The 21,056-nt window shown below is 64.4% G+C and carries 23 protein-coding genes; 12 read left to right on the plus strand and 11 right to left on the minus strand.

Annotated features, from left to right (window positions below):
- Window positions 1-7: 7 nt before the first annotated feature.
- From ACQPXH_RS27155 to ACQPXH_RS27175, 5 genes are read left to right on the plus strand one after another with little or no spacing between them, the layout of a single operon-like run.
- Window positions 8-370, plus strand: a complete 363-nt coding sequence (locus tag ACQPXH_RS27155; RefSeq protein WP_433599306.1) for a HypC/HybG/HupF family hydrogenase formation chaperone — start codon at window positions 8-10, stop codon at window positions 368-370.
- Window positions 367-1,479 carry a hydrogenase formation protein HypD gene (gene hypD / locus ACQPXH_RS27160; protein ID WP_433599307.1) on the plus strand — a complete coding sequence of 371 codons (1,113 nt, stop codon included), beginning with the start codon at window positions 367-369 and terminating at the stop codon, window positions 1,477-1,479. The genes ACQPXH_RS27155 and hypD overlap by 4 nt, the downstream gene beginning before the upstream one ends.
- A complete protein-coding gene (gene hypE / locus ACQPXH_RS27165; RefSeq protein WP_433599308.1) occupies window positions 1,472-2,560 on the plus strand; it encodes a hydrogenase expression/formation protein HypE in 1,089 nt (362 codons plus the stop codon). The genes hypD and hypE overlap by 8 nt, the downstream gene beginning before the upstream one ends.
- A gap of 48 nt (window positions 2,561-2,608) precedes the next feature.
- Window positions 2,609-3,715, plus strand: a complete 1,107-nt coding sequence (locus ACQPXH_RS27170) for a HoxN/HupN/NixA family nickel/cobalt transporter (RefSeq protein WP_433603596.1) — start codon at window positions 2,609-2,611, stop codon at window positions 3,713-3,715.
- On the plus strand, window positions 3,715-4,449 hold the full coding sequence (locus ACQPXH_RS27175) for a DUF6390 family protein (protein WP_433599309.1): 735 nt from the start codon (window positions 3,715-3,717) through the stop codon (window positions 4,447-4,449). Before ACQPXH_RS27170 ends, ACQPXH_RS27175 begins: the two co-directional genes overlap by 1 nt.
- 44 nt (window positions 4,450-4,493) lie before the next feature.
- On the opposite strand, the gene ACQPXH_RS27180 is transcribed toward ACQPXH_RS27175, so the two are convergent.
- Window positions 4,494-5,174 (minus strand): TetR/AcrR family transcriptional regulator, encoded by a 681-nt coding sequence (locus tag ACQPXH_RS27180; protein ID WP_433599310.1) that lies wholly within the window; start codon window positions 5,172-5,174, stop codon window positions 4,494-4,496.
- 323 nt (window positions 5,175-5,497) lie between these two features.
- Between ACQPXH_RS27180 and ACQPXH_RS27185 the strand changes: the two genes are divergently transcribed.
- From ACQPXH_RS27185 to ACQPXH_RS27195, 3 genes are all read left to right on the plus strand, one after another.
- Window positions 5,498-6,046, plus strand: coding sequence for a hypothetical protein (locus tag ACQPXH_RS27185; RefSeq protein WP_433599311.1), 549 nt, complete (start codon window positions 5,498-5,500; stop codon window positions 6,044-6,046).
- Between the two features lie 726 nt (window positions 6,047-6,772).
- The gene (locus tag ACQPXH_RS27190) at window positions 6,773-7,285 is read left to right on the plus strand and encodes a hypothetical protein (protein WP_433599312.1); all 513 of its coding nucleotides are present in this window, start codon (window positions 6,773-6,775) and stop codon (window positions 7,283-7,285) included.
- Between the two features lie 272 nt (window positions 7,286-7,557).
- On the plus strand, window positions 7,558-7,833 hold the full coding sequence (locus ACQPXH_RS27195; protein ID WP_433599313.1) for a response regulator transcription factor: 276 nt from the start codon (window positions 7,558-7,560) through the stop codon (window positions 7,831-7,833).
- 484 nt (window positions 7,834-8,317) lie between these two features.
- On the opposite strand, the gene ACQPXH_RS27200 is transcribed toward ACQPXH_RS27195, so the two are convergent.
- Together ACQPXH_RS27200 and ACQPXH_RS27205 are read right to left on the minus strand one after the other, a co-directional pair.
- On the minus strand, window positions 8,318-8,812 hold the full coding sequence (locus ACQPXH_RS27200; protein ID WP_433599314.1) for a MarR family winged helix-turn-helix transcriptional regulator: 495 nt from the start codon (window positions 8,810-8,812) through the stop codon (window positions 8,318-8,320).
- A 75-nt stretch (window positions 8,813-8,887) separates the two neighbouring features.
- The gene (locus ACQPXH_RS27205; protein WP_433599315.1) at window positions 8,888-9,199 is read right to left on the minus strand and encodes a hypothetical protein; all 312 of its coding nucleotides are present in this window, start codon (window positions 9,197-9,199) and stop codon (window positions 8,888-8,890) included.
- 87 nt (window positions 9,200-9,286) lie between these two features.
- On the opposite strand from ACQPXH_RS27205, the gene ACQPXH_RS27210 reads away from it, so the two are divergent.
- A complete protein-coding gene (locus ACQPXH_RS27210; protein ID WP_433599316.1) occupies window positions 9,287-9,724 on the plus strand; it encodes a helix-turn-helix domain-containing protein in 438 nt (145 codons plus the stop codon).
- A gap of 262 nt (window positions 9,725-9,986) precedes the next feature.
- Here the strand turns inward: ACQPXH_RS27210 and ACQPXH_RS27215 are convergent, their stop codons facing one another.
- The 7 genes from ACQPXH_RS27215 to ACQPXH_RS27245 all read right to left on the minus strand — a co-directional run bounded on the left by ACQPXH_RS27215 (window position 9,987) and on the right by ACQPXH_RS27245 (window position 17,373).
- Window positions 9,987-10,553 carry a hypothetical protein gene (locus ACQPXH_RS27215; protein WP_433599317.1) on the minus strand — a complete coding sequence of 189 codons (567 nt, stop codon included), beginning with the start codon at window positions 10,551-10,553 and terminating at the stop codon, window positions 9,987-9,989.
- Between the two features lie 117 nt (window positions 10,554-10,670).
- Window positions 10,671-10,907: a hypothetical protein gene (locus ACQPXH_RS27220; protein WP_433599318.1), complete on the minus strand. Its 237-nt coding sequence runs from the start codon at window positions 10,905-10,907 to the stop codon at window positions 10,671-10,673.
- Window positions 10,904-11,113 (minus strand): hypothetical protein, encoded by a 210-nt coding sequence (locus tag ACQPXH_RS27225; protein ID WP_433599319.1) that lies wholly within the window; start codon window positions 11,111-11,113, stop codon window positions 10,904-10,906. The genes ACQPXH_RS27220 and ACQPXH_RS27225 overlap by 4 nt, the downstream gene beginning before the upstream one ends.
- Window positions 11,114-11,157: 44 nt before the next feature.
- The gene (locus ACQPXH_RS27230) at window positions 11,158-13,602 is read right to left on the minus strand and encodes a hypothetical protein (protein ID WP_433599320.1); all 2,445 of its coding nucleotides are present in this window, start codon (window positions 13,600-13,602) and stop codon (window positions 11,158-11,160) included.
- 511 nt (window positions 13,603-14,113) lie between these two features.
- Window positions 14,114-15,670 carry an amino acid permease gene (locus tag ACQPXH_RS27235; protein ID WP_433599321.1) on the minus strand — a complete coding sequence of 519 codons (1,557 nt, stop codon included), beginning with the start codon at window positions 15,668-15,670 and terminating at the stop codon, window positions 14,114-14,116.
- Between the two features lie 195 nt (window positions 15,671-15,865).
- Window positions 15,866-17,152: a hypothetical protein gene (locus ACQPXH_RS27240; protein ID WP_433599322.1), complete on the minus strand. Its 1,287-nt coding sequence runs from the start codon at window positions 17,150-17,152 to the stop codon at window positions 15,866-15,868.
- On the minus strand, window positions 17,152-17,373 hold the full coding sequence (locus ACQPXH_RS27245) for a hypothetical protein (protein WP_433599323.1): 222 nt from the start codon (window positions 17,371-17,373) through the stop codon (window positions 17,152-17,154). Before ACQPXH_RS27245 ends, ACQPXH_RS27240 begins: the two co-directional genes overlap by 1 nt.
- A 289-nt stretch (window positions 17,374-17,662) precedes the next feature.
- On the opposite strand from ACQPXH_RS27245, the gene ACQPXH_RS27250 reads away from it, so the two are divergent.
- On the plus strand, window positions 17,663-17,998 hold the full coding sequence (locus tag ACQPXH_RS27250; protein WP_433599324.1) for a twin-arginine translocation signal domain-containing protein: 336 nt from the start codon (window positions 17,663-17,665) through the stop codon (window positions 17,996-17,998).
- Between the two features lie 208 nt (window positions 17,999-18,206).
- Complete coding sequence (locus ACQPXH_RS27255) at window positions 18,207-19,034, plus strand: DUF1460 domain-containing protein (RefSeq protein ID WP_433599325.1); 828 nt, start codon at window positions 18,207-18,209, stop codon at window positions 19,032-19,034.
- 296 nt (window positions 19,035-19,330) lie between these two features.
- Here the strand turns inward: ACQPXH_RS27255 and ACQPXH_RS27260 are convergent, their stop codons facing one another.
- On the minus strand, window positions 19,331-20,059 hold the full coding sequence (locus ACQPXH_RS27260; RefSeq protein WP_433599326.1) for a sigma 54 modulation/S30EA ribosomal C-terminal domain-containing protein: 729 nt from the start codon (window positions 20,057-20,059) through the stop codon (window positions 19,331-19,333).
- Window positions 20,060-20,378: 319 nt separating this feature from the next.
- Here ACQPXH_RS27260 and ACQPXH_RS27265 point away from each other — a divergent pair, with 319 nt between their 5' ends.
- Window positions 20,379-21,029: a response regulator gene (locus ACQPXH_RS27265; protein ID WP_433599327.1), complete on the plus strand. Its 651-nt coding sequence runs from the start codon at window positions 20,379-20,381 to the stop codon at window positions 21,027-21,029.
- Window positions 21,030-21,056 lie beyond the last annotated feature (27 nt).

The raw sequence follows: 21,056 nt of genomic DNA on the forward strand, positions 1-21,056 counted from the left end.
ACAAGCGATGTGTCTTGCGGTTCCCGGAAAGGTGCTCAGCGTCGACGAGCGCGACGGCACGCTGATGTCGGAGGTCGACTTCGGCGGCGTGCACAAAGACGTGTGCCTGCAATACATCCCGGACGTGGCGGTCGGCGATTACGTCGTGGTGCACGTCGGGTTCGCGATCCAACGCCTGGACGAAGAATCCGCATTGCGGACGCTGGCCGAGTTCGAACATCTCGGCGTACTGAAGGAGGAGTTCGGCGACGGTTTCGCGCTCGCGGCGAAGCAGGCCGGTGTCGACAACCCCGAAGCCCCACCACCCGGGGCGAACACCGACGCGACCGCGCCGGGCGCAACCGTCGACGACCAGGAGGCGAAGTCATGAAATACCTGGACGAATTCAGCAATCCCGAGCTGGCGCGGCACCTGCTCGACCGTATCCGCGCCACCACCAGCAAGCGCTGGTCGATCATGGAAGTGTGTGGCGGACAGACACATTCGATCATCCGCCACGGTATCGACCAGCTGTTGCCGGATCAGATCGAGATGATCCACGGGCCCGGTTGCCCGGTGTGCGTCACCCCGCTCGAGGTGATCGACAAGGCACTGGAGATCGCCGCACAGCCCGGGGTGATCTTCTGCTCCTTCGGCGACATGCTGCGGGTACCCGGCAGTCACAAGGATCTGTTCCGGGTCAAGAGTGAAGGCGGCGACGTGCGGGTGGTCTACTCGCCGCTGGATGCGCTGGAACTGGCCAAGAACAACCCGGATCGGCAGGTGGTGTTCTTCGGCATCGGATTCGAGACCACCGCGCCCGCCAACGCGATGACGGTGTACCAGGCCCAACGGCTCGGCATCGAGAATTTCTCGCTGCTGGTATCGCACGTGCTCGTCCCGCCCGCCATCGCGGCGATCATGGAGTCGCCCAGCTGCCGGGTGCAGGGATTCCTCGCCGCCGGGCACGTCTGCACGGTGATGGGCACCGGCGAATATCCGCCGCTAGCCGAGAAATACAAGGTTCCGATGGTGGTCACCGGATTCGAACCGCTGGACATCCTCGAAGGCATCCGGCGCACCGTGCTGCAGCTCGAGCAAGGACGCCACGAGGTCGAGAACGCCTATCCCCGCGCGGTCGCCGCGGCCGGCAATCCAGCCGCCAAGGCGATGCTCGAGGACGTCTTCGAGGTCACCGACCGGGCGTGGCGCGGCATCGGCGTGATCCCCCTCAGCGGCTGGCGGCTGTCGTCGCGTTACCGCGACTACGACGCCGAACAGCGTTTCTCCGTCGGCGATCTGCATACCGCCGAGTCTTCGGTGTGCCGGTCCGGTGAAGTGCTCCAAGGCTTGATCAAACCTCACGAATGCGCCGCATTCGGCAAGGAATGCACCCCGCGAAACCCGTTGGGTGCCACGATGGTTTCTTCCGAAGGCGCCTGTGCCGCGTACTACCTGTACCGGCGTCTCGATCTTCCCGCGGAGGTCGCCCATGCGTGACACCAACGGCAGTGGGGCAGCCGCATCTCCCCCGCTCGACATCGATGGCTGGGTCTGCCCCATGCCGCTGCGCGACGCGCCCAATATCGTGATGGGACACGGCGGCGGCGGTGCGATGTCGGGCGAGCTGATCGAGCACCTGTTCCTGCCCGCATTCGGCGCGGCCGCCGACACCGAGCTCGGCGATTCGGCGGTGCTCCCCCTCGGCGATGTGCGACTGGCGTTCTCCACCGATTCGTTCGTGGTCAAGCCGCTGGTGTTCCCGGGCGGCTCGATCGGTGACCTCGCCGTGAACGGCACGGTGAACGATCTGGCGATGTCCGGCGCCGAGCCGATGGTGCTCTCGACGGCGTTCATCCTCGAAGAGGGCACCGCGCTGGCCGAGATCGCCCGCATCGCCGAAGCCGTCGGCACCGCCGCGCTCGCGGCCGAGGTCCGGCTGGTCACCGGCGACACCAAGGTCGTCGACGCCGGGCACGGCGATGGCATCTTCATCAACACCGCAGGCATCGGACTGGTGCCCGAAGGCGTGGACATCCGGCCCAAGCGGGCACGGCCCGGCGATATGGTGCTGGTCAGCGGCGAGATCGGACTGCACGGAATCGCGGTACTGAGCTGCCGGGAAGGACTCGAGTTCGGCACGACACTGTGCAGCGATACCGCGCCACTGCACGGATTGGTCGCGGCCATGCTCGCCACCGGCGCCGATGTGCACGTGCTGCGCGATCCCACCCGCGGTGGCATGGGCGCCGCCCTCAACGAGATCGCCCGGGCCGCAGGTGTCGGCGTCGAACTCGACGAACGGGCGATACCGGTGCCTGTCGGGGTACGCGATGCCTGCGGTTTGCTCGGTCTCGACCCGCTGTATGTCGCCAACGAAGGCAAACTCGTCGCGTTCGTACCCCCCGCCGATGCCGATCGCGTCCTCGACGCCATGCACGCGCACCCCCTCGGCGCCCACGCGGCACTCGTGGGTCACTGCGTTGCCGAGCATCCGGGGATGGTGGTGGCCCGCACCGCCCTCGGCGGCACCCGTGTCGTCGACCTGCCCGCAGGAGAACAGCTACCGCGAATCTGTTGAACACGGCGGTGGCTCCGCCGGACGAGTGGGAAAGATGGGACCGTGGCGATGGCGACAATCACCACGAGGCTGCGAGATGCCCGGGCCGGATTAGACCGCGGCCAGCGTCGCAGCATCCTCGGCATGGCGGCGACGATCGTCATCCTGCACGTCGTGGGATGGGGGACGCTGCTTTTGCTGGTCGTGCCCGACCAGAACCTGGTGGACGGCGCGATATTCGGCGTCGGGCTCGGCGTCACGGCCTACACGCTGGGTATGCGACACGCCTTCGACGCCGACCATATCGCGGCGATCGACAACACCACCCGAAAACTGGTGGCGGACAAGCAGAAACCGATCACGGTCGGCTTCTGGTTCTCCTTGGGGCACTCCACGATCGTCTTCGTGCTCGTCGGGCTGCTGGCATCGGGGGTCACCGCGCTGGCGCGAAACCTGGAAGACCAGGACTCGCGATTGCAGCGGTGGACCGGGGTATTCGGGACATCGGTCTCGGGCACCTTCCTGATCCTCATCGGACTGCTGAACCTGGCCGCGCTGATCGGGATCTGGCAGGTCTTACGCGCTATGCGGCGCGGCGGCTACAGCGAAGCGCAACTCGAGCGCGCACTGGACTCGCGCGGCGTGCTGAACCGGATCTTGGCGCCGGTCATGCGCACGGTGCGCAAGCCGTGGCAGATGTATCCGGTGGGGCTGTTGTTCGGCCTCGGTTTCGACACCGTCACCGAAGTGGGCCTACTGGTGATCGCAGGCGGCGCGGCCGCGACCGGGCTGCCCTGGTACGCGATTCTCGTTCTGCCCGTGCTGTTCTCGGCGGGCATGTCGCTGTTCGACGCGCTGGACGGTTCGTTCATGAACTACGCCTACGGGTGGGCCTTCGCCGGACCGATCCGCAAGATCTACTACAACATGGTGGTCACCGGGCTCTCGGTCGCGGTGGCCCTGCTGATCGGTGTCCAGGAGCTCATCTCCATCCTTACCGAGAAACTCGAGGTCACCGGCGGGGTGCTCGCCTGGATCGGCGGCATCGACCTGGCCACGATGGGCTTCGTCATCGTCGGCCTCTTCGCGTTCACCTGGGCGGGCGCACTCGCGATCTGGCATTACGGTGACATCGAAAGCCGTTGGAGCGCAACGCTATCGGAGGAGCCGACCTGATGGACGGTGTGGAGATGTTCGCGCGCTACGCGTACGCGCCCAACCACCTCGGATACTGCGGGCCAGAGCACACCGCGGCGCTACGTGACCGCGATGGCGAACGCGTGCGGGTGCTGGCGCGCGGCTTCTCCGGCGCATGGCCGTACCTGCGGGCCATGTCGCGCCTGACCGGCGTCACCGATCCGCTCGACGAGCGACTGGTGGCGTCCTATTGGCTGGGTGGGGGGATCGGCGGCGAACTCGACGGTCCCGAATTCCTGGCCGAGTTGCTGGGACTCATCGCCCCGATCGCGGGTGTGTACTGGTCCCATCTGGGGCCCGCCCTCGCTCCGGAGGCGGCCGCGAACCACAGCTTCCACGTCTTCGGTGTCTACCCGTGGACCAGGCTGCTGCCCGTCGCCGGCGGCGACCAGCCCTTGGAAATCCTCGACAACTGCCGCATCACCGCCGCGACGGTACTGGATCGCCACCGCGACGACCTCACGGTCGGGATCAGCCGGTTGCACTGGGACGGCACACGCCTGTCACTGTCGGAAACGACACGGCGAACCATTCCGGTGTGGACCGACGGCTACGCCGCGCTCCCTGACGCGGAGCCGGGAGACGAAATCGCGTTGCACTGGGGACAACCGTGCGGGCGGTTGACCGCCGAGCAGGTCGACGACCTCACCGAAAGCACGGAACGTCAACTGCGCGTGACGAATCGACGTTTGGCGGCCACCGACGGCCAATAGCACAGCGGGTCAGTTCGGCTGAGGACTTTTCCGAAGGATGGTCATCACTCCGAGGCGGCATTCGGCGCGGTGATGATCTCGAGTACCGCTGCGACCAGTGGGCCGTCGGGGTCGCAGAGCGGCGGCAGCGCTCCGCGATTCGACAAGAGAGATCCGAGAGTGAGGTCTACCAGTTCGGCGCCGACCTGTGCGGCGGATCTGCGCCCTTCCGGCTCGAACCACGTCCACGCCCACTGCGCGGAACCGAAGATGAGCAGGCTCAGGATGCTGGTATCGACAGCACGGAACTCACCCGAGGCAATGCCCGCATCGACCACGTTGTGCAGGATTCCGATGTAAGCCCTGCGCAGCGTGCGCCCCTCGGAAGCTTCATCCTGCTGCGCGAACCGCGCGACCTCACGCTGGAATGCGACGGTCCGATTCCGATCGTGCACCTGATAGAGCATGGCCGCGTGCAACAGCCCGGCAAGCTGCTCGGCCGGCGTGGCGAACTTCGACACAATCCGCTCGGCCTCGTCGATCCGCTGCCGCATGTAGGAGGCATGCAGAGCTTCCAACAACCGCGCCTTCGTGCCGTAGTGGTGCACGATCAGGCCCTGAGAGATGCCCAATTCGCTTGCGACACCACTGAAGCTGGTTCCGTCGTAGCCCTTCTCGGCGACATGGCGCGTGAAAATATCGAGAATCGCACCCGACTTGCCCGGTCCCGTCGCACGCTCACCCACGGATCCCACCCCTCCTTCGGCCAAATTTCCGGAAAACTCCCAGCACCCGCCGACTGCTCCACCCGTCGTTGACTGAGTACGCAGTCAGTATTAGCATTATGCGCCGAGACGCAGCGCCGCACTCGCCGCATCCAACCATTCATCTCGAAGTAGTCGAGCAACAACCTATGATCCAGCACGCCCACACCGCCGAGGCCGTCATCGAACGAGCCTCCGAACAGTTCCATGACCGGCCTCCGCGATAGCGCCGCGCGCATCGCCCGAGGCCGAGACCACTACGTCGGCATCTGCCACAGATGGTGGTCAGCAGCGCGGTGAGCACTATGGACGCGGACATAGCGGCACCGGGGGACAGTGCGATCGATGCGGCATCGGTGCTTTCGCCGGATCAACTGTTGGCCGCGATCGCGGGCCGTCTCACCGAGCCGTTCCCGATGATCGCGTGGGCGAGAGAACTCGGCGATCTGCACGCCGCCCTGATTTCGGCGGTTTTGAATCCGCAACGGCATGCACCCGAAGTCACCGAGACGGCCCTGCATGCGGAAATCGCGAAGGTCATCGCCAAGATCAACTCTTGGGCCGCGTCCTACGTCCGTCACAGCCGATGCGCCCGCCGCCACACCCACACCTTCGGTGAGGTGATCAGTCATGTCGCGAAGACCTATGCCGAGGCATGGTGGACGGTGCTGCACGCCGACTGCGAGGAGCTCCGGCACTCGGCATGGGTCCATCTCAGCGAGGTCCGTGACGGCTACGAGCACCTCATCGGCGATATCCGGGCAGGTCGCGTCCAACTCCCACTCGGCTGGCGCGGCATCCGACACACCCGACAGACCGACACCGACGACGCGGCGCTCCAAGCCGAGGAGTAACAGGGCGGCCGAACATCGGCGCAGCGTGCGGGAATCGCAGTAACGTGCCGCCTGATCACCTCTGTCCGAGCAACACGACGCCGACAGCACGGTCCGAAGCGCTGGCGTGCGCAGAGAGGGATATCTGCCTCCGGTTGTCTGCTCAGGTCTCTCGCATTCGAACCCGGTAATGCATTTCGACAGCGGCGCCGGCCGGGCCGGCTCACGAGATCTCCCGTAGCGCCGCGACCGGGCAGGAGTCAACCCACCGGGGTATACGCGGGTTCCCAGGGTCAGCGCGAGAAGCTGATGTCGGGCAGCACCTTTCGCACCCAGCTGGTGACCACCAGGCCGCATGACCGGTCAGGCGCAATAGCACTGGCAACAGGACCGGTCGGATCATTACGACTTTCCTGTACACACCCGATCGGTCGGTCGTCGTGCCAGCCCACACGCTGATGGATCGTGGAGTGATCGTCCCGGACGAGTTGCGCGCCCGAATGGACGCGGTCCGGGAGCAGTTCAACCGGGAGTGACTCGACGGCTTCAGCCCAGCTGAGCAGACCCGGACCCGCAACACAACTCCACAGCAGCGGCACGATCCCACACCGGATTCGGTAGCCACGCACCAGTTTCGCCGTCGACAACCGCTCCCGACGGGATGTCGTGCGAACGACGGATATTCGGCGAACTGTCGGCTCGGCATCGTTGACAGCGGATGTTCGACAACGAACTGTGGGAGGAAAAATGTTGGGCAAGGCGGGAATTCGACATTCCGGTGCGCGGAGTGCGGTCGCGGCTGTGGTGCTGGCGGCGGCGGTGGTCCTCGCGGGTTCGGCGGGTGTGTCCGCGAATCCGGGAACGGGCAGTGCGGGGAGCAGCGACGGGGGCAGCAGTGGCGGGGGTAGTGGTAGCAGCGGCAGCAGTGGCGGCGGCCAGTCCGCACCGCCGCAGACGCAGCGCTGCAACCAATCGACCAAATCCGGCGGTGCGGGGGTCACCGACACGATGCATCAACTCGGCAGGAGCGGCCCGACATCGTTCGTGCTGGTCTATGAGACCTACAGCATCCCGGATCTGATCGAGGTGTTCTACGAAGGATCCCTGATCCGCAGCACGGGGTATGTCGGCGACAATATCAACGAAGGAACCGGGTCGGTGGTGGTCAATGTCCCGCCGGGAAGCGCGACGGCCGTGCTGGTTCGCGTCACCGGTCCGAATGGGACCGATTGGGACTACACCGTCAAATGCCCTACGTAACCCAGTGATCCGCGGATGGGGCGCGTCGCCACCCGCGCGCCCCATCCGCTCAGCAAGATCTTGCCCAGCACACCGTTCGGTTTGGCTGATTTTGCCCGGGGGGATCGAGCCCGAGCCATTCTGTGCCGATCGCCTCGAGTAGCCGCGTAACTACGCAGCAACCATGTTTCGATGGGTGGGAGAACATTTGCAGGACAAGGTGATTGCGCCGCAGGCAACGGTCGGGGACCGAACATCCTGTCCCCACCCGAGTTCGGCGAGAGGAAGCATCCGTGCTCACCTTCACTGGTCATACGCCCATGCCGCGAACAGCGCACAACTTCGTTCCGTCGCTCAGTCCGCGCGAGCGCGAAGTGCTGCGAGCCTGGATCCTCAGCGATTCCAAAACCGAAGTGTGCCAACAGCTCTACATCTCCGCGGGTACGGTCAACACCCACCTCGCACGCATCCGCGACAAGTACCATGCGGCCGGCCGACCGGCGTCGACCAAGGCCGCATTGCTGGCGCGCGCACTGCAGGACGGGCACATCGGCCTGAACGAGCTCTGAGCTATTCACCAGCAAGAATGATACAGATAGCAACTATTGCATAGTGCGCTGGTACAGTCTCGGACTCGTGACGGCCCGCTCTCGACCCGTAATGGACTGATCGCCGATGCCGAAGGCGTGGAAGCGAGTTCGGTGTCACGCGACCGTGTCACCAGCCGGATCCGGGTCACCTCCCCCGGCGGCGGACGTATCGTCTTCGCTCAACTCGGCTGGCCGGTTATCGAGTTACCCTGAACGGCACCGATATTCCGTTCACGACGGTGTCGGACACCTTCCTCGCAGTCGACATCCCGCGAATACCGACAACGCGGAATTGCTCCTGTCCTGGCGGCCACCCGAGTGGAAGATCAGCAGTGCGACGGCACTTGCCGGGCTGGCCGCCTTGCAATGTGCTCATGTCCGGCCCACGCGTCGATTCCCGAACGAAGTGCCCGGTCCCGATGAACCCGAGCGCGAGCCGGAACTGGTTGCCGCACGCGGCTGACTAGAGCGGATACGCCTGCAGCCCCTTGGCGGCCCCGCCCTCCTCCCCAGCGGTGGTGAACGCGGTCAGCGCTCGCACCAGCCTCTGCCGCTGAGCGGCGGGCATGGCTTGTACGACGCGGGCGATTTCCGCGCGACGGCGCGCGGTCACCTCGGCAACGACGTGACGCCCGTGCGCGGTGAGATCGACGATCTGCTCGCGACGAGACTGCGGATTGGGTTGCCGGGTAAGCAATTCCGCGGATACGAGTCGCTCGACCATCCTGGTCGCGGTCGAAGGCCGCACATCCAGTTGCTGCGCCAGGGTGGCCAGATTGCTCGGGCCTTGCGTTGCGAGGATCACCAGGGTACGGAACTGAGGCAGCGTGATCGTGTCGTCGACGTGCGCGATCGAGCGGGCCGAGATGGCCATGAGCAGGCGGGACGCGGTCAGCAATGCGTCGGTGACCTCGTCGACCGAGTCCGATGGTGTCGAGCGGGCTGACGTCGCCATCATTCTCCTCCGTCGGTGCGACGTAAGGACCTTACCCGCTAGCTCAATCTTGCTTATAGCAACTATTGCACAGTGCCATCATTGGAGTTGGATCGGACATACGCCCAGCCTCGCCGAACGGACCCCCGAACTGGCCACCCTGCGGGCCGCGGGCGGCTCGGTGTGCCGACTCACCGCCGCGCCGGCCATCGAAAATCTCACCGCCACACTGCTCGCGGTGCCGCTCGGGCGGCCGCGGGCATTGCCACCGCCTGGGTCGTCCTGCGCTCGTTCGCCAGCGATATTTTCGATATAGACCTCGTCATCGGCGCGATACCGCCACTGCTGGCGGTCGCCGCGGTAGTCGCCGCCGCGGCGCTGTCGCAGCTGCCCGCGGGCCGGCTCGTGCACGCATCGACGTCGCCCGAGTGGTCCGCGAGCGGGCACGGTAACCTGCGAGGCCGATGTTTCGATCAGCGAAGAAGATGGGCACCTCAGATGGCTGATTTCGCCGGGCGGTTGAACAAGCTATTCGAAACCGTGCATCCCCCGGGCCGCCGCTCGCATACCAACGCCGAAGTCGCCGCCGCGTTGACGAACTCCGGCCAACCGATCTCGAAACCCTATCTGTCCCAATTGCGTTCGGGACAGCGCGCCAACCCTTCCAACGAGACCATGGCCGCCCTCGCCAAGTTCTTCAAGGTCAAACCGGACTACTTCGTCAACGAAGTCTATGCCGCCAAAATCGACCACGACCTGGAACTGCTGTCTCAACTCCAGGGCTACCACCTGCGCCGACTATCGAGCCGGGCTTTCGACCTTTCCGAGGAGTCGCAGAATCTGCTCGCCACCATGGCGGAGAAGCTTCGGGCGAGCGAAGGACTACCGGTCGTCGCGCCGTCGGACACCGGTGACTCAGGAGCCGACCAGGCATAACGCGGTGCCCAGTGGTCGGCTCGATGGATAGTCGGCGAAGGTGCAGGCGACCAGACTCGATCTCAGATACCAGGCGTCGGTAGCGTTTTCAGGATCTAGTCCGGTCAATTCGGCGATTCTGACGAGGCGGCGGACGGCACTGGTCGAGACGCCGAGTCTGCGGACGGTCGGTTGCTGTCGAATCCTTTGCGATCACTGCTGTAACCGTCACCAGGCATGGTGATACCCCGCCCCCGAAACTATGAAACGAAATTATTTTAGGTCACACAAAAGGAGGGTGATCAGGAAAGCTCTCGCTGAGCTCAGAGAACAACGGGCCACCATCTTTGTGCAGCCTCCAGAACCCCACGGACACCAACTCGACAATATCGAGAAATTCGTGCTCGATCACGAACTTCACGAGAAATTCTGCCGTGCAGGTCTTCCAATCCGCGAACTTGAAAGCTACGCCCGGTTTAATGCCGTCGTAAATAGAAATATCTTTACAGTCGTTGTACCCCGACGGCATATCGGTCAGATCGCACCATCGTGCATCTAGATATCGGATGAACCATTCCCCGCTGAAACATACGAGCTGATCAACGAGATCGGCATTCTCTGAGAGGGTCACGGCTTCGATATCCGGAAACAGCTCCGCGATCACGTCGTTGATCTGAATCGCCTCGTCTGATTCGAAATCCCATGGTTCCGACGGCAGTGCGGGCAGTTCGGCACGGTTGAGAAGTTTCCGGACCTGGGCCGCCCTTCGCTGCGGTTCAACCCATGTAGCCCATGCGTTCGGCTTGACATCCACGACCAAATCCAGGCCCAATTGTTCATCATTCCCCACGCTGATACCCTCCGCTTCCGTCGCTTCTCATTTCCTCTGCGCTTCTCATTTCCTCTGTCCGAGTCAAGATTCCGCTGACGCTCATGGGATTCGGAACCCGCACGTCAGTGTCTCACCTCACGGTGACAGGTAAAGCCGCTCGCACGGCAGGCGCGGGTAGCCGCTGGTGTCGCCGAGATCGACCGCGACAGCATCGGCGTAGTGCTGCGCCTGGTGCTCTTGTATGAAGTTCAGCGCGGCGGTGAGGCATGCGGTGAAGTCGAATCGTGCACCGTGGAGGAACACGCTCAGGTGGACGTCTGGATCGTCAGGCAGCGGGGAAAGGCCGTGTGGCACAGGCGCTTGCAAGCTCACGATTCCTCCGTATCGCGGACACTGGTCGGCTCAATCGTGATCGCGTCGGCCTTGTCCAGCTCAGCGTTCGCGCCGGACACCCATCCGTCCTCGTCTACCAGCACAATCGAGCCATCCGCGTGCTGGTAGATCGGAGCACTGTCGGTGGGTGCTATGTCGAGCTTGAAATGGGTTTCCTCAGGGAAGAGCGCGAGCAGTTTCCGCACGCTCGGGGCTATTCAGCCCCACCATCTCAATTCAGCCCACCATCTCAATTCAGCTGAGCACCGACCCGGGCCATCGGCGGGGCCCAGCCGGGCCGCTGCGGGCTGCCTTGCCTCGGCGGTGTCGGCGTGTTCGTCGCTGTTCGTTTGGCCCCGCTCAATGCTTGGTCGGTGAGAACCGTTTCGGAGATGTGGCCACGAGCCACGCGGAGCAACTCTTGGTCGGCCGGATCAGCCAATACATCGTTGACGCTGCTCAAGATACGGTCCGCCTGCCTGCTTCCGATCTCCCCCAGCATGCGCTGGGCGGCGAGGGCGTCGTTCGCGAATGGACCACCGTGCAATGGGCGGCCCACCGTGAGCGTGCCACCACCAGAGACTGTTTGGAGATCCTGGGCCACGTCCTCGGTGGGTGTGCGCAGGTATGCAGCGACGAATCGGTCCTCGTCCCCGGTAAGGGTGACGCCTGCGGGCGCCGAGCGCCGATACCGGAATGCGGCGGCCTGCAAGGTGGCGAGATCCGCCGCGACTTCGCCGGTAGAACTGCCACCCTCGAGGAGTCGAAGCGACGAGTCCTGGACGCGTTGGACTGCGGCCACCACGCGGCCGAGATGGTTATTGCCGAGCGTCCAGCCCTTGGCGTTGTCATCGACGATCGACGACGAGCGAATGGCGTTGAACATGATGTCCTCGTCGGTGAATCCGGCGGCGAGCAATGCCGCCGGTGCATCGGTGATCTTCCCGCCGATATCCACCAGACCCTGTATCGCCGCGGCCGCACCGCGAACGGTATTGATGCCGCCATTCGGCGCGGCAAGCGCGGCCTCCCTGGCCGCCCTCCCGAACACCGGCCGGTGCACGTACGCCTGGGCGTAGTAGCCCTCGGGGCCACCCATTCCCGGCGCGCCCCAGAATCCCCATTGCCCCAATTGCGCCGCCCGCTCGGTGCGCGCGTGCGGTCGCAGCGGTGACCGGGTCCGGCCCCAGAGCCATTCGGTCGCAGGCGAATTGCTGACGGTGCTGAACGCGGCAAGAGCAGGCAGCATACCCATTCGCATGGAATGGCCCGCGCCGGCCGCGCCCATGCCGAGGGCCGTCGCGCTGCCACCCGAACCGCGTGCGCCACCACCGCTGCCCTGCACGGCCAGTGCGAACCGATTCGCGATCCACTCATTGCCGCGGTCCAGGCTTTTGCCGAGGCGTCTGAGCTGAAGGATCGCCACGATTTCGAAGATCGCGCCGATGATGAACACCACCATGACCTGATCACCGGCGAGCTTGAACAGGTCCCCCAGGATCAGCACATAGACGCCGAGAAAGATGGTGTAGGCGGTCATGCGTGCCGCGGCGACGAAGCTGTCGACGACATTGCGGATCAGGAAGGTCTGCGTGGGTCCGTACACGAATCCGCCTGCGGCGAAACCGAAGATCGACATCAATCCGTGGTAGATCGTGTCGAGTGCGGCCCGGATCACCTTGATCGCGAGCACGGCTCCGAAGGCGAGCAGGATCGCCCCGGCCAGCAGCAGCAACAAGCCGGTGCCGATCTGCTCGAAATTCGGATTCTCCATCGATTCCTTGGCCGAACTGTCCCCGCAGGCGCCGATCCCCTTTTTCACCCGGTCTTCGCTGCGCGCCGCGACACCTGCCGACCACGCGGCACGGCATGAGGCCTGCTCGTCGACCACATGCCCGAAGTTCCAGACCTGCAGCGGACGACGAGCGAAGTTGTCGGTCAGCGTGCCCTGCATGGTCGCGACCATGTGGTGCGGATCGACATTGTTGTCGCCGTTCAGCCCGGCCGCCACCGAAATGCCGAGATCGCGACCCTTCGCGAGCAGGCCGTCCGACGACAGCACATCGGCCAGGGGCTCGGCAAGGAATATCGGTCCAAGCAATCCGACCATGATCATGGTCACCACTTGCAGGGTGGCTTTGGAGTAGAGGCCGCGCACGACGAACCACGCGACGAAGAATGCGCCGATCGTCGCGGCGGTCACCAGCATGATCGGCGTCGCGATCTGTCCGGTCAGGCTGTGCGCCACACCGAGCAGTGCTTTCGAGAAGAGGTTCAGCCACTCGAAACTCAGCGCGTAACCGATCAGCCAGATCGCCGTGATCACAATGATTTTCCAGCCCGCGAATTCCAGGCCGATCACCAGGGATATCGCGGTATTTCCCGGACTCAGTACGCCGCCGTGGTCGGTGGCGAAGATATAGCCGGCGGCCTCGACGCCCGAGGAATCGGCGACATGAGTCCAGCCGAGTGCGGTACCTACCGACGATCCGGCGGACCGGGTACCGCTTTCGGGCGTAGCCGAGGCGGTAGCGCCGAGTAGACCAGGAAAGACGACCAGAACGAAGACAGTGAGCAGGACCCCGACTGTCCAGCGCCGCCGCCGCGTCGCGCGTATCCACGCACGACACCTTCGCAGCACTGCGGGCAACCGCCATCGGTCCGGATCCCAGTAATCCGATCTCCAGTTGTTCACGACCACAACCTGATTCGTTTCCGCGCACCCCCGAATCGCAGGCACGGCATGGCAAGACGAGCATCGAAGCGAACAAACCCTCGGAGCCGCTCAACAGTCTCCGGAAACGACAACTTCAAACGCTAACCACGCGCCGTGAACGACCACCCTCTGATCAGTGAACGGAACACTGCGAAAATATCGGAGCGCGTTGGCTTTTCGTCTCCATACCGACTGCGGCTGTTCACCGTTTGTTCGCCCTGCGCGGTCGCGGAACATTCGCGCTGCCCGACGCATTATCGGGCGCGGATGCCACCGTAACATTGCCTATGGCCATGCTCGATCGAGCGCTGAGTAACCACGAAAGTGGCTGTAGCCCACCGTTTTCCAGAAACAGCGAGCAAACCTACCGGTATGTCCCCACGCGGACTGCTAGTCCGATCGAGGAAGCGTGACGATTGCCCACCCATCGCTGCGACCGCGAGTACGTGCCATCGCGAAAATCATCGGATCTCCCGATGTATACCGACCCTCAAAGTGGATCAGGGTTGGCATAGCGAGACTTCGGTGCCTCGATGATCACTTCCGGTTCGGCCGAGGGCCCGAGCGGCGGACGCTCGGCAACTACCTCGAATTGGCCGGTGTGATGTTGGCGGATGCGAGCTATTCGCAACACTTTTCGGCGCGCGAGGAACCAGCCGCCGACCAAGGCCGGCCCCAGGAAGACGAGCATTGCGAGTACGGCGATCCGCTGGATCATATCGCCGGTGCAGACCATCAGGGCGACCACGGTGGCCAGGAAGAACAGGGTCGCCACATCGGTGTAGGGGGCGCCGGGTAGGCGGGAGGCCGGGCGCCAGGCCAAGCCGCGGCGCCATTCTCGCCAGAGTCGGAGGTGACAGAGCACAACCGCGGTCCACGACACGATTGTGCCGAGCGCGGACACGTTCAGCACGATCTCGAATGCCTTGTCCGGCACCACCGCATCGAGTCCGACGCCGACCAGGGCGATCGCGCCGGTAGCGAGAATGCCGACGTAGGGCACACCCGTCCGCGACATACGCGCCGCCATGCCGGGTGCGCTGCCGTTCATCGACATCGAACGCAGAATCCGGCCGGTCGAGTACAACCCGGCATTGAGGCTGGAGAACGCGGCGGTGAGCACGACCAGGTTCATGATCGAACCGGCAGCCGGCACACCGATTTTCGCGAAGAACGTGACGAACGGGCTTTCGCCCGCCCGAAAAACCGTATAGGGCAACAGCAGTCCGAGCAGGACCAGCGAACCGACGTAGAACAGTCCGATACGGGCGATCACGGAGTTGATCGATCGCGGCATGATCGTCTCCGGACGCTCCGCCTCACCCGCTGCGATGCCGACCAGTTCGACTGCGGCGTAGGCGAATACGACACCGGTGGTCACCGTTACCAGCGGCAACAGACCGGTCGGGAACAACCCGCCGTGCTGACTCAGCACCCCGACACCGGTCTGCGCACCCTGAATCTTGAAGCGACCGGCCAGAAAGATCGTGCCGACGATCAGAAAGCCCACCAGGGCAACGACTTTGATCAGCGCGACCCAGAACTCCAGTTCGCCGAACCAGCGCACGGAGATCAGATTGGTACTCACCACCGCGATCAGGGCGATGAGCGCGATCACCCAGTGCGGGACGACCTCGAACGCACCCCAGTAGTGCACATAGGTGGCGATCGCGGTGATATCGACGATCCCGGTCATGCACCAGTGGAAGAAGTAGGTCCACCCGACCGCGAAAGCCAGCTTCTCCCCGTAGAACTCCCGCGCATAGGAGACGAAGGATCCGGCGGAGGGACGATGCAGCACCAGTTCGCCGAGCGCGCGCAGGATGAAGAAGACGAATACGCCGCACACCGCATACACCAGGAACAATCCCGGTCCGGCGCTGGCGAGCCGCCCACCGGCACCGAGAAATAGCCCGGTGCCGATCACCCCGCCGATCGCGATCATCTGCACTTGGCGCGCGCGCAGCGATCTGCGATAGCCGACGTCCTCGGCATGCAGCGCATCTGCGAGCGCCGATAATTCAACTGGTCCCCGAACTGCGATCACGACCAGGCCTTCCAGTAAGGGAAGTCATGTCGCGGAAGAATGTACCGTTATTTAGCGGTACATTCAACGAGTTTGTTCGAAGATTCAACGGGTATTCTGGCGGCCCCATCGGCAAGATCCGGTCCGGGACTCCCCGCCGAGCGGGTTCGTGAGCTCGCAGCCGTCTCCGCGCGAGCTACCTTGCAGCCAGAACAGTCAGTCCCAACTCTGCACCGCGTCGTAGCGTCGGCGCATCTGGCGGCGACGGTAGAACACCTCGTCCACCGATAGCGTCGTGGTGGTTACGGGTGCCAGGCGGATGTTCAGGCCGAGTTCCCTGATGCGGTGCTCCAAATCGATGCGGCGCTCCGGTGGCAGGTTGGACCACATCGTTTCGAAGCGGCCGCGAACCGGGGCCTCGGCGCCGGCGATCAGGTCCAACAGCAGCGGCCAGTCGTGGGCGTCGGTGGCGATGCCGGGAAGTGCGGACACCATCGCATCGTTCATCTGCGCGAGCAGAGCTATCACCCGGCGCTGGATCCCGGCGTCGGCATGGGCCATCAGGCTGAAAAGTCCACGCCACAGGTCGGATTCGATGCGGCCCTCCAGGCTGCCGACGAGTCCGGCCAGCGCCGCGTCGTTCGCGATGATCGGATTCGCGGCCAGGGCCCCCAGTGCCCATTTACTCAGCCTGCCGATGAAGGTCAACAGCTCCGGTGCCGCACCGGCCCGGAGATAGCTCGCGATGAGATTGCCGATCATTTCGGTCGAGCCGATGCTGAACAGGACATCGCCGATCGACGCGGTCAGCTCGGCCTCACAGCGCGCGAATGTCGACAGCGCGGCCAACTGCAGCCCGGTAGACCCTATGAGCACGGTATGCAGCATGCGCGGGATCCGCTGCCGCGGCCCGGCCAGCAGTTGACGAATGATGGCGCTGACGCCTGCGGCGGAATAGGCATAGGCGGCGGAGAAGATCAGGCCCTCGTCATCGAGCACGCCCTGTTCGAAGGCCGCGACCAGTGTCGGTGTGGCGAAGGCGTCGAGGAACGGCCCGGCGGTGATGTAGTCCTTGCGGGCCAACATTTCGTTGAGGATGCGCACAACGGGTTCCGGCGGCGCCACCTCGGCGAGTTGGCCGACGGTGCGCGGATCCATATACGGCGCACAGTCGGCCACATACGCGGGCGCGAGCATGGCAACCGTCTCGGCCGCCTTCTTCGGGTGATCGACACCGACCGCACCCGCGGCCCGGCCCGTCATCATCGGCGGCACTAGGCGCTGCACCAGCGGCATCGAGATGCGCAGCGGAATGATCGGCACCAGTTTGCTGATCCGCTCGAACATCTCGTTGTGTTGGTCGAAGATCAGGCCCGCCAGCCGATCCTGGAGTTCGTGCAGATTCTCACTGCCCAACCGCTCCAGATGCGCGAGTTGCTCCACGGGAGCGTGCAAAGTCCGTGACAGCAGGACGATCTGGGCGCCGGTTACCAGATCACTCATCAGCCGAGCCGGCTCCCGAACATGATCTTTTTCGTCACCGCCCGGAACGGCCGAGGCAGTGCACCGACCATCTCGTCGATGGCCTCGATGAGCGCTGCGGTCTCGAGTTGTTTGGCCGCGCGGAACATCTCCAGCAGTTCCGCGGCCTCCTTTTCGGTGATCAGCCCGGTTGCCGCCAGCGGCCCGCGTAGTTCGTGTTCTAGGTCGGTCCTGGCGGTCATACGGCTACCCGTTTCTTCATCTATCGCAACGTCGATCACTCGTGAAAGCTCCGAGCATAGGTGCCTCGGCGACCCGGCGGGGCAGTGCGTAAAGAATTCGTTATCCAAAGATCTTCATAACTTTTTTGAAAGGGTTGACTTCCTTTTTATTTGTGCCGCAAGACAACTCGGGTTTTATTCTCAGTCACGGGAAGTTGCGCGATCGACTGTGCGCACACATCTGTTTGTATCCAGGCATGATGGATTGACGTCGGCGCACCCGGGTCCATTCCTGCCTCGGGAGCCGCACATGGCGACATCCGGCCTGACGCGCCGCTCGTTCCTCGGCGCGGCGGGCAGCGGTACCCTCGCGCTCACCACCGCCTGTTTACCACCGATGTCAGCGGACAGGCCGTCAAGATTCAGGCGCGGCCGGGCTTCCGGGCCGACCAGGGCGAAGGGACAAGCACGCCACGGACACACGAAGACCCCAGCCGTAGCTGGGGTCTCCCGTGGTCACGCCGACCGTTGTGCGAGTCGAAACCTCTGCACCCCGGCCTCGATTACCGAGCCTGCCACACTTGCCGGGAATCGTCGCGGCGAGCCCGGCACTCAGCGGAACACCGCCGCGCGCTTGCATCTGTAAGTCCGGTCGAATCACGCTCGACCAGGCGATTTCCTACGACCAAAGCCCCTCCGAGATAACGAAACGGCAACATCGTGATCATCCCGTGTCCAAACTGTTCGACTCGGAATGTAGGGCTCATGACGGAATCCCCAGCGGGTCTTGCAGCCGCCGGACCGTTTTCGTGTTCGCGAACGAGGACCGCCGGACTCGGACTACCGTGGCAGCAATGACCGATCGACCTGCTGGAGGCCCTTTGCGCAGCATCGCCCGCGTACTGCTCATCATCTCGGCACTCGTCGGCATGGCCACGGCGACCGTTCCCGCCGCATTCGGCGCACCGATCAGCGATGACGTCACTGCCGCGAAGCTCGATGAGCTGCTGGCGGTGCGGGCTGCCTCGCCGGGTGCGAGCAAGGGTGAGCTGATCGAGCGGTTGTCGGGACGCCTGCTCGGAACGCCTTATGGCGCGGATATGCTCATCGGCTCGTCGGACCAGCCCGAACAGCTCGTCATCGATCTGCGGCGGGTGGATTGCTTCACCTACCTCGACTATGTGGAGGCGCTCAGCAGGTCCACCGATCGCGACCAGTTCGTCGCGAATCTGATCGCGACCCGCTACACCGGCGGCCGCGTCGAGTTCCAGCAGCGCAAGCACTTCTTCAGCGATTGGTCGCATACCGCGCGCATCGCGGCCACCGATATCACCGGCACGTTGAGCCCGGCCGCGGTGACCGTCGCCAAGCACCTCAACGCGAAAGCCGGTGGCGGAACATATCTTCCGGGACTGCCGGTGGTCGATCGCGATATCACCTACATCCCTGGCGCCGCGGTAGACGAGAGCGTCATCGGTGGACTCCGCACCGGTGACTACATCGGCGCATACGCCGACCAGCCGGGACTCGATGTCACCCATGTCGGCATCTTCGTCATGACACCGAGCGGCCCGGTCTTCCGCAACGCGTCCTCACTCGCCGCCGACAACAAGGTGGTCGACTCCCCCTTCGCCGAGTACGTGCGCACGACGCCCGGCATCATGGTGCTCCGCGCGCTGTAATCGAACGGAGCCGGCCAACGCGACAGTGGGCGAGCGGGTTTCGGCGGCGACGGCGCGAATCCGTCGGATCACGGCGTGGTCGTCGATCGCCACACACGACTCGTGCGTTGCCCCGCATGGCACCGCCGAGTCGAATCGCCCGCCCCATGATCCGCTCTCGCGGTATGCCGTTCGTTCCGCCTCGCTTCTGCCGACCATCGGTGGCCGGCTCCGACCCCAACTGTGCTCGGGGTGGCACGGTCCTCGACAGAGCCGGGATGCCCTATATCCAGGGACGTTCGGTTCTACCGCACAGGTCAACTGGTCCGGGGCGTGATCAGCCCGAGGTCGGCATCGTAGCGGCGGTACAGCAGGTTCCCGCGGCGGCTGACGGGATCGATGAAGAAGAGGAATGGCAGGCCGACGGTACACAGGCGGTCGACGGCCGCGGTCTCGGACAACTCCGGAATCCTTGGATCGGCTGCTGATGGGTCGTCGCCCGGCGAACGGAGCAGCTCGACGCCTGCGGAATCGCCACGGTAGACGATCGCGTCAGCGCCGGTCTCGGCATCGACGAACAGGTGCGCGTCGTAGTCCATCGCGTCGAGCACCGCGGCCGCCGCGGCCGGTGTGCCCACCAGCAGCGAACAATTCTTGCGACGGGTGATCGTGCCATGCCCGGATGCCGCGAGTAGTCGCCGTATCGGCTCCCGCGCCGGCGCCGCCGCCCGTCGCTTTGTCGTCAACCGCTCGATCAGACGGTCCAGCCGCTGCACGACCGGCAGCACCATGCCCGCCCCTGGAGTGATCGTCTGCACGCGCGCCGGTGTACCGCGCACGCACAGATTCACCTGCACCAACTGCGGCCCACTCGGGCAGTTCGCGACGACGACCCGCACCCGGGCACCACTGTCGATCCCATTTCGGGTAAGCAATCGCCCGACCGCGCCGGCCACGCGTTCGAGTTCCAACTCCGCGATCGGTCCACGCGGAAATACGGCGATGTCGGGGAAGGCCGCAGTGGACCACTTCCCTGACGAACTCATGATGACCTCGCAATTGGATTGTTCGAGCTCCGACCCTCCGGACTCGATGGCAGCATCCGCGACGTCCACGACGGCAGGGCCGAAAGTCACTGCCACACCTGACCTTCGGCACCCGGTGCTCGGCCCGACCCGACGGGTGACCATCGACCTTCGAGAACCCCCGCCGCCCCCGCCCCGACATCCTCACCATGCAGTAACTCGATAATGCGCTGGTCGTGGGGCCTTCTCGACATCTGCCTCGCTGCCTACGCATGGCGTTCGACCGTCCAAATGCGCATGTCGGCGGGGCTACGCTGGAGGGAGCAGCGGAGGTGTTGCGATGACGAGTGTGTTCCTGGTCGACGACCATCAGATCGTGCGTCGCGGTGTGAAGGATCTGATCGACTCCGAGCCCGATCTCGAAGTCGTCGGCGAGGCGGGCACGGCTTCGCAGGCGTTGGCGCGCATCCCCGCGCTGCGCCCGCAGGTCGCGGTTCTGGACGTGCGCCTGCCCGATGGCAATGGCATCGAACTGTGTCGCGAACTGCTGAATCAGCATCCTGAGCTGCGGTGTCTGATACTCACCTCGTTCACCGACGAGCAGGCCATGCTCGATGCCATTCTGGCCGGGGCCAGCGGGTATGTGGTCAAGGACATCGACACGGTGGAGCTGGTCGAGGCCATTCGCGAGGTCGGCGCGGGTAAGTCGCTGCTCGACAATCGCGCGGCCGCTGCCCTCATGGCGAAGCTGCGCGAGGAGGCCGAGGCCAAGACGGGACCGCTGGCCGGTCTCAGCGAACAGGAACAGACGCTGCTGAATCTGCTGGGTGAGGGGCTGACGAATCGGCAGATCGCGAGCCGGATGTTCCTGGCGGAAAAAACCGTGAAGAACTACGTGTCCCGGTTGCTGACCAAACTCGGGGTCGAACGCCGCACCCAAGCAGCGGTGCTGGCCTCCAAACTCAACGCGCACACCATGCAGCAGAAGTGAGCGATTTGTGGTTTCGCTCGGCGTGAC

The sequence above is a fragment of the Nocardia sp. CA-135953 genome (assembly GCF_050955735.1).
GTDB lineage: Bacteria > Actinomycetota > Actinomycetes > Mycobacteriales > Mycobacteriaceae > Nocardia.

Bases quoted from the DNA above. Each gene is read 5' to 3' on its own strand.
- ACQPXH_RS27170 (WP_433603596.1), top strand. From the start codon at position 2,609: ATGGCGACAATCACCACGAGGCTGCGAGATGCCCGGGCCGGATTAGAC.
- ACQPXH_RS27190 (WP_433599312.1), top strand. From the start codon at position 6,773: ATGTTGGGCAAGGCGGGAATTCGACATTCCGGTGCGCGGAGTGCGGTC.
- ACQPXH_RS27240 (WP_433599322.1), bottom strand. From the start codon at position 17,152: ATGAGTGATCTGGTAACCGGCGCCCAGATCGTCCTGCTGTCACGGACT.
- ACQPXH_RS27260 (WP_433599326.1), bottom strand. From the start codon at position 20,059: ATGAGTTCGTCAGGGAAGTGGTCCACTGCGGCCTTCCCCGACATCGCC.
- ACQPXH_RS27155 (WP_433599306.1), top strand. From the start codon at position 8: ATGTGTCTTGCGGTTCCCGGAAAGGTGCTCAGCGTCGACGAGCGCGAC.
- ACQPXH_RS27245 (WP_433599323.1), bottom strand. From the start codon at position 17,373: ATGACCGCCAGGACCGACCTAGAACACGAACTACGCGGGCCGCTGGCG.
- ACQPXH_RS27265 (WP_433599327.1), top strand. From the start codon at position 20,379: ATGACGAGTGTGTTCCTGGTCGACGACCATCAGATCGTGCGTCGCGGT.
- ACQPXH_RS27185 (WP_433599311.1), top strand. From the start codon at position 5,498: ATGGACGCGGACATAGCGGCACCGGGGGACAGTGCGATCGATGCGGCA.
- ACQPXH_RS27210 (WP_433599316.1), top strand. From the start codon at position 9,287: ATGGCTGATTTCGCCGGGCGGTTGAACAAGCTATTCGAAACCGTGCAT.
- ACQPXH_RS27200 (WP_433599314.1), bottom strand. From the start codon at position 8,812: ATGATGGCGACGTCAGCCCGCTCGACACCATCGGACTCGGTCGACGAG.
- hypD (WP_433599307.1), top strand. From the start codon at position 367: ATGAAATACCTGGACGAATTCAGCAATCCCGAGCTGGCGCGGCACCTG.
- ACQPXH_RS27255 (WP_433599325.1), top strand. From the start codon at position 18,207: ATGACCGATCGACCTGCTGGAGGCCCTTTGCGCAGCATCGCCCGCGTA.
- ACQPXH_RS27250 (WP_433599324.1), top strand. From the start codon at position 17,663: ATGGCGACATCCGGCCTGACGCGCCGCTCGTTCCTCGGCGCGGCGGGC.
- hypE (WP_433599308.1), top strand. From the start codon at position 1,472: ATGCGTGACACCAACGGCAGTGGGGCAGCCGCATCTCCCCCGCTCGAC.
- ACQPXH_RS27175 (WP_433599309.1), top strand. From the start codon at position 3,715: ATGGACGGTGTGGAGATGTTCGCGCGCTACGCGTACGCGCCCAACCAC.